Source organism: Acidobacteriota bacterium (assembly GCA_030774055.1).
In the GTDB taxonomy this organism is placed as follows: domain Bacteria; phylum Acidobacteriota; class Terriglobia; order Terriglobales; family Acidobacteriaceae; genus JACPNR01.
This window is the reverse complement of record JALYLW010000124.1, coordinates 1-6,536: the sequence shown is the minus strand read 5'-3', so window position 1 is coordinate 6,536 and position 6,536 is coordinate 1. Positions and strand designations below refer to the sequence as shown.

Genomic DNA, 6,536 nt, shown 5'->3' with positions numbered 1-6,536 from the left:
TCTTCGGGTTGTGCTTCTGCAAAACCTTCGTGATCGCCGCCGTCAGCGTCGTCTTGCCGTGATCGATGTGTCCGATCGTCCCCACGTTCACGTGCGGTTTCGACCGGTCAAACTTTTCTTTCGCCATCTCTAGCTCCGTACCTTCTTGTGTCGCCGGCTAAAGCCGGCTTGAAATCTTTTTTCTTTCTCTACCCAGGACTTACGTCCTGGGCTAACTCAAATACCGCCCTTCGGGCTGGTGTCCTATCGCCCTACTGCTGCAACTCTTACCTTTCGCGCCGTGTTCGGCTTCCAGCCGTCGAGAAATCTTTGCAGCCCATTTGACCCATAAAAAACCCGATAGGCCGACTCCGGTAATAACTTCCGCCGTCTCGCTGCTGGGTTCATGTAGAACGTAAGCGCCCTGTCTCTGCCTTGGTCAGCGAGCTTCTCGTCTACGTCGCGCTGATTCAGATACCAGACCTCGCCGGACCCGTTCGCCTTCCTAAGGACGAATGCGTATAGATCAGCATCCGTACACTTGTCGCGCTTCACTTTCCAGTCAGGTCGCTTCTCGTTCGGAGCACCTGCTCTCGTCTTTACCTGAATCGAGAATGCCCTCTGCGACTCACGGTCGTACGCCAGCAAATCGATTCCGTAGTCTGTCGTCATCCGAGCCGAATCGATTCCTAGCTGCAGCAGTTGCTGCTGAACCAGCATCTCTCCCCAAACTCCGGTCTGTGGTTTCGTGCACTCCATTACCGGCCCGTGCCCTGCGCCTTGCCGATGATCTCTTCGGAAACGCTGCGCGGCACTTCCTCGTAGCGCGCGAAGTGCATGGAGTACTCGGCGCGGCCTTGCGTGGACGACCGCATGTGCGTGGCGTAGCCGAACATCTCGCTCAGCGGGACGATGGCCTTGATGACCTGCGAGCCGGCGCGGTGTTCCATGCCCTCGATGCGTCCGCGACGCGCGCTCAAGTCGCCCATGATGGTGCCGGCAAAATCTTCTGGCGTGACCACTTCTACCGCCATCACCGGCTCGAGCAATACCGGCGAAGCCTTGCGCGCGGCTTCCTTGAACGCCATGGAGCCGGCGATCTTGAATGCCATTTCGTTCGAATCAACGTCGTGATAGCTGCCGTCGTAGAGCGTGGCTTTGACGTCGACCATGGGATAGCCCGCGAGGATGCCGCCCTCGAGCGCTTCGTGGATGCCCTGATTGATGGGCTTGATGAACTCTTTCGGGATGGAGCCGCCGGTAACGTCGTCGACGAACTCGTAGCCCAGACCCGGGTTGGGATCGAGATAGATCTTGGCGTGGCCGTACTGGCCGCGTCCGCCGGTCTGCCGGATGTACTTGCCTTCCGCCTCGGCGTGTTTGCGGATGGTCTCGCGGTACGCCACCTGCGGCTTGCCCACGTTGGCTTCGACCTTGTACTCGCGCATCATGCGGTCGACGATGATCTCGAGATGCAGTTCGCCCATGCCGGCGATGATGGTCTGTCCGGAATCGGGGTCGGTGTGCACCTTGAAGGTGGGGTCTTCTTGCGCCAGCTTGCCGAGCGCGACGCCCATCTTCTCCTGATCGGCTTTGGTCTTCGGTTCCACCGCGACCGCGATCACGGGGATGGCGAAGGTGATGGATTCGAGCGCGATGGGATGCTTCTCATCGCAGATGGTGTCGCCGGTCGAGATGTTGCGCAATCCGACGGCGGCGCAGATGTCGCCCGCGCCGATCTCGGAGATATCTTCGCGCTTGTTGGCGTGCATCTTGAGCAGGCGCCCGATGCGCTCCGTCTTGCCGGTGCGTGGGTTGAGCACGGAATCGCCCGACTTCAACGCGCCGGAGTAGATGCGCAGGAACGTCAACTGGCCGACAAATGCGTCGGCCATGATCTTGAAGGCGAGGCCGGCGAAAGCTTCGTTGTCGTCCGTCTTGCGAGTGATGGTCTCGCCGTTGTCGGGATTGATGCCGGTGATGACCGGGTTATCGAGTGGCGAGGGCAGGTAATCGATCACCGCATCGAGCAGCGGCTGCACCCCTTTATTCTTGAAAGAAGTCCCTACCAGCACGGGGAAGACCTTCAGCGCGATGGTGGCGGCGCGCAGCGCCTTGCGGATCTCGTCGGCCGAGATCTCTTCGGCTTCGAGGAACTTGTGCAGCAGAGCGTCGTCCGTCTCGGCGACGGCCTCGACCAGGAACGCGTGCGCGGCTTCCGCCTTCTTCTTCAGTTCCGCGGGAATCTCTTCGACTTCGTACTCCGCGCCCAGGGTCTCGTCTTTCCAGATGATGGCCTTCATCTGCAGCAGGTCGACCACGCCGAGGAACTTGCCTTCCGCACCGATGGGGATCTGTACCGGGACCGGCTTCGCGTTGAGGCGTTTGCGCAGGGTGTCGACGGCATGCTCGAAGTCGGCGCCCATCTTGTCGATCTTGTTGATGAAGCAGATCCGCGGCACGCCGTACTTATCGGCCTGGCGCCAGACTTTCTCACTCTGCGGCTGCACCCCGTGGACGGCGTCGAACAATGCCACCGCGCCATCGAGCACGCGCAGCGAGCGCTCGACCTCGGCGGTGAAATCCACGTGTCCCGGGGTATCGATGATGTTGATGCGATGGTTGTTCCACGTGCAGGTGGTGGCGGCGGAGGTGATGGTGATGCCGCGCTCCTGCTCCTGCTCCATCCAGTCCATGGTGGCAGTGCCTTCGTGCACTTCACCGATACGGTGCGTGCGACCGGTATAGAAGAGGATGCGTTCGGTCGTGGTCGTTTTGCCGGCATCGATGTGGGCCATGATGCCGATGTTGCGACAACGCTCGAGTGGAACGGTTCGCGCCACTTTCTTCCCCTGTGCCGATTTTTCGAGAACCTCTGACATGGTGTATTTCTTTACCAGCGATAGTGGGCAAAGGCCTTGTTGGCCTCGGCCATTCTGTGGACGTCTTCTTTCTTCTTGATGGCGGCGCCACGTCCGTTGGCGGCGTCGAGCAACTCGTTGGCCAGCTTGTCGGTCATGCCCTTTTCAGCGCGGCCGCGCGAGTAGCTCAGCAGCCAGCGGATGGCCAGCGAGGTGCGGCGATCGGGATTGACCTCGACCGGCACCTGGTAGTTCGCGCCACCCACGCGGCGGCTCTTCACTTCGAGCACCGGCTTGGCGTTCTCCACCGCCTTCTTGAAGAGCGTGAGCGCATCGGAGCCGCCCTTCGACTCGAGCTGCTTCATGGCGTCGTAGAAGATGCCCTGCGCGGTGGACTTCTTGCCATCCCACATCATCGAGTTCACGAACTTGGTGACCAGGGTGGAGTTGTAGACCGGGTCGGCGGCCACTTCCCGCTTCGCGATATGTCCTTTTCTAGGCATTTCGTTTGTTTCCTTCTAAATCTATTGGTCCTTGAGATCCTTCGTCGCTTCGCTTCTCAGGATGACGCCCGCGAGCTCACGCCCGCGAAAGCGGCGTCACTTATTTCGGGCGCTTCGCGCCGTATTTCGAGCGGCTCTGTTTGCGGCCGGCGACACCAACCGTGTCGAGCGTCCCGCGCACCACGTGATAACGCACCCCGGGCAGATCCTTCACGCGGCCGCCGCGGATGAGCACGATGGAGTGCTCCTGCAGGTTGTGTCCGACGCCGGGGATATAAGTGGTGACCTCGATCCCGTTGGTCAGGCGCACACGCGCCACCTTGCGGAGCGCGGAGTTCGGCTTCTTCGGCGTCTGGGTATAGACGCGGGTGCAGACGCCACGCTTCTGCGGCGAGCCCTGAAGTGCGGGGCTGGCCGTCTTGTACTTGGGCGCCGTGCGCCCTTGACGCACCAACTGATTGAACGTCGGCAAAGCGATTCTCCTTACGCCTTCAACGCACACACTTACGCGCTCGCGTTTTGATCCCGCTTGAGGACTGGAGGGCAGCGAACACCGATCGCGCCACACCATGCTTCCTTCGCGCGCTTTCTCGCACACCTAGCGCGCGACGGAGTATTCGAGTGACCTATGTGGTTAGGCCGGCGACGGTGGCCCACGGGATGTGGAGCTCCGTTTCGTCGTCCTTTTTCCTGCATACCCCGCCGAGGGCGGGCAGCGCAGGACTGTTTCAGCGAGGGAGCCCTGATAACGGACCCGGCTTACAGGCCCTCGGGCTTGACCACCAGTACGACTACAGGCACGCCAAACATGACTCGCAGAACCTCACTACTATAGCAATCGCGGCGAACCCTCGTCAACTTCTGCGCCACGCTCGCGTCCTGGCAGTAGCCCGGGCGGCGGGTCCGCCCGCACCACTCGCCTCAACTTGCCGAAACCAGCCATGAGCCGCTACACTCGACGTTTCCCACCCCAACCCTGTGGTGGTCGAATTGTGCCGTCGCGGGCGAACCAGCGACGGGGAGGATACATGCGGCGGTTTTTCGGCTCTTATCCATTCTTATTGCCCGGGCAGCGCAGGGCGCGCCTGGGCTTAGCAACAGCAGCATTGCTCGCCACGTTCGCACTTTTCGGCTGTGGCGGCGGCAGCAGCAGCACCACCTTGGGCCCGGTAGCGACAGTCGAGATGCTTCCGGCGAACGCATCGCTCGACATCGGCGGAACGCTGGGTTTGAGCGTGACCCTCAAAGACGCCGCCGGACATCAACTGCTCACTCCCACCGTGACCTTCAGCTCGAGTAATCCCCTGGTACAAGTAGCGAACAACGGACTGCTCTGCGCGGGGACGTGGGACTCGCTGACCACGCCGATCGTCTGCGGTCCTCCCTTCCCTGCGGTGGGCACGGCACAGGTTACGGCGACCGCGGGCGGAGTGACCGGCGCGCCGCTCACCGTCTTCGTCCATCAGCACGTCGACAGCATCACGCTCACGCCGGCCAATCCCGCTTGCGTCACCCAAGGCGCGACCGTCCAATACACCGCGACCGCCTTCCATGGCGCGACCGACATCTCTTCGACCGTGGGCGGTTTCAACTTCAACGTCGGCAACGTGTCGGTCGCAACCATCAATACCGCCGACCAGCCGACCGGGCAGCCGAACAACCAGATCACGGCCAAGGCAGCGGGCTCGGGACTCACCAACGTCGTGGCCAATAGCTCTGGCACCACCAGCTTGGGCGCGAGCTTCACCACCTGCGGCCCGGCCACCATCACGCTGCACGTAACCGGCTTGACGGACACGACATTCAGCATCGCGGCGGCGGCGACGAAACAGCTGGTAGCGGACGTGGTGGATACGACCGGTGCAACCATCACCGGGTTGACGCTCACGTATGGGAGCAGTTCGCCGGCGGCAACGGTCTCGGCCGCCGGTTTGGTGAGCGGCCTCGCGCCCGGCCAGGCGACCATCAGCGCGTCGTGCACGCCACCCGTGTGCAACGCCGGCGTGAACACCACCGTCTACAGCAACCCGGTGGTTGTGACCGTCACCGGTACTGCGGCCGCGACCAAGGTGTTCGTGACCAGTACGCACTTCGACGCTCCCACCCCGAACGCAAACCCGGTGGTGATCCCCATCACCACGGACACGAACACGGCAGGCACCGCGATCGCTATCCCCGACATCACCATCAACAACGTGGCGACCAAGAGCTTCCCCAATTCGATGTTAGTCACGCAGGGCGGCTCGAAGGTATACATCGGCAGCAGCAACGGGATGGCGATCCTCGACACGGCTACGAACACGATCACGGGCACGATAACGAGCACTCCGGGGCGCGTAGTGAGCATCTCGCCGAACGCGGCGAAGGTGGTGATCGCGGACACCGTGAACAGCAAGACATACATCTATGACACCCAATCGCAGGCCTTTGAGACGTTGCCCATCACCGGCGTGACCGCCGTGGGGTGGACGCCCGACGGTTTCAAGGCCTACCTGGTCGCGGGCACCACGCTGTACCAATACGCTACCGGTCAGATCTCGCTGCGCACCATCCCGATCGGCGACACGGGGGTGAGCGTGGACGTGTTCCCCGGCGGACGATTCGCTTACCTCGCGACCGCGAGCGGCAACCTGGGCGCGCGTGCCACCTGCCGCAACGATTCCACCTATGCGCCGGAAGCGACGCTGACGACCGATGGCGGCCTGCAGTTTGTCCGCGGCGTCACGCTGGTCAGCGGGCTCGCGGCGGTGCCGAAGATGCTCGATGTTGGCGGCGTGTCGATGACCGTGGATACCCCGACCATCGGAGCTCCGGCGGCGACAACGGATTGTCCGCCGAGCATCGCGATCGGCCCAGCCTCGGCGAACTGGGGCGGCTTCGGTATCGCAGCCTTCGCGCCGCGGCAGCTCATCACGTTGAGCAATGGCACGCAGGCGTACGTCACCAGCGACCAGGCGGTATTGCTCGGCTACGACGTTGTCGGCAACACCACGTTCACCGTGCCGGTGGGCGGCGTCAGCCAGTTCACCGGCGGCGCGTTGCCGGATAGCTCCAAGGTCTACGTGGGCGCCTCCGACGGCGCAGTGCACGTGATCGACACCGCCACCCGGCTGCAGACGGCGACCGTGCCCATCAACTTCACCGGCGCCACAGCGTGCGCCGGCGCCGTCTGCGCACCCGACCTGGTCGTGGT

Annotated in this window: 6 protein-coding genes; 1 reads left to right on the top strand and 5 read right to left on the bottom strand. The window is 62.6% G+C overall.

Annotated features, from left to right (window positions below):
• The 5 genes from M3P27_10415 to rpsL all read right to left on the bottom strand — a co-directional run.
• On the bottom strand, positions 1-127 hold a 127-nt coding region (locus M3P27_10415), incomplete at its 3' end, for a GTP-binding protein (protein ID MDP9268719.1).
• 116 nt (positions 128-243) lie between these two features.
• Positions 244-651 (bottom strand): hypothetical protein, encoded by a 408-nt coding sequence (locus tag M3P27_10410; protein ID MDP9268718.1) that lies wholly within the window; start codon positions 649-651, stop codon positions 244-246.
• 86 nt (positions 652-737) lie between these two features.
• On the bottom strand, positions 738-2,822 hold the full coding sequence (gene fusA, locus M3P27_10405) for an elongation factor G (GenBank protein ID MDP9268717.1): 2,085 nt from the start codon (positions 2,820-2,822) through the stop codon (positions 738-740).
• 50 nt (positions 2,823-2,872) lie between these two features.
• The gene (gene rpsG / locus M3P27_10400; protein ID MDP9268716.1) at positions 2,873-3,343 is read right to left on the bottom strand and encodes a 30S ribosomal protein S7; all 471 of its coding nucleotides are present in this window, start codon (positions 3,341-3,343) and stop codon (positions 2,873-2,875) included.
• A gap of 100 nt (positions 3,344-3,443) precedes the next feature.
• Positions 3,444-3,815 carry a 30S ribosomal protein S12 gene (gene rpsL, locus M3P27_10395; GenBank protein ID MDP9268715.1) on the bottom strand — a complete coding sequence of 124 codons (372 nt, stop codon included), beginning with the start codon at positions 3,813-3,815 and terminating at the stop codon, positions 3,444-3,446.
• Between the two features lie 634 nt (positions 3,816-4,449).
• Here rpsL and M3P27_10390 point away from each other — a divergent pair.
• Positions 4,450-6,536, top strand: a 2,087-nt coding sequence (locus tag M3P27_10390) for an Ig-like domain-containing protein (protein MDP9268714.1), incomplete at its 3' end; no start/stop codon positions are given.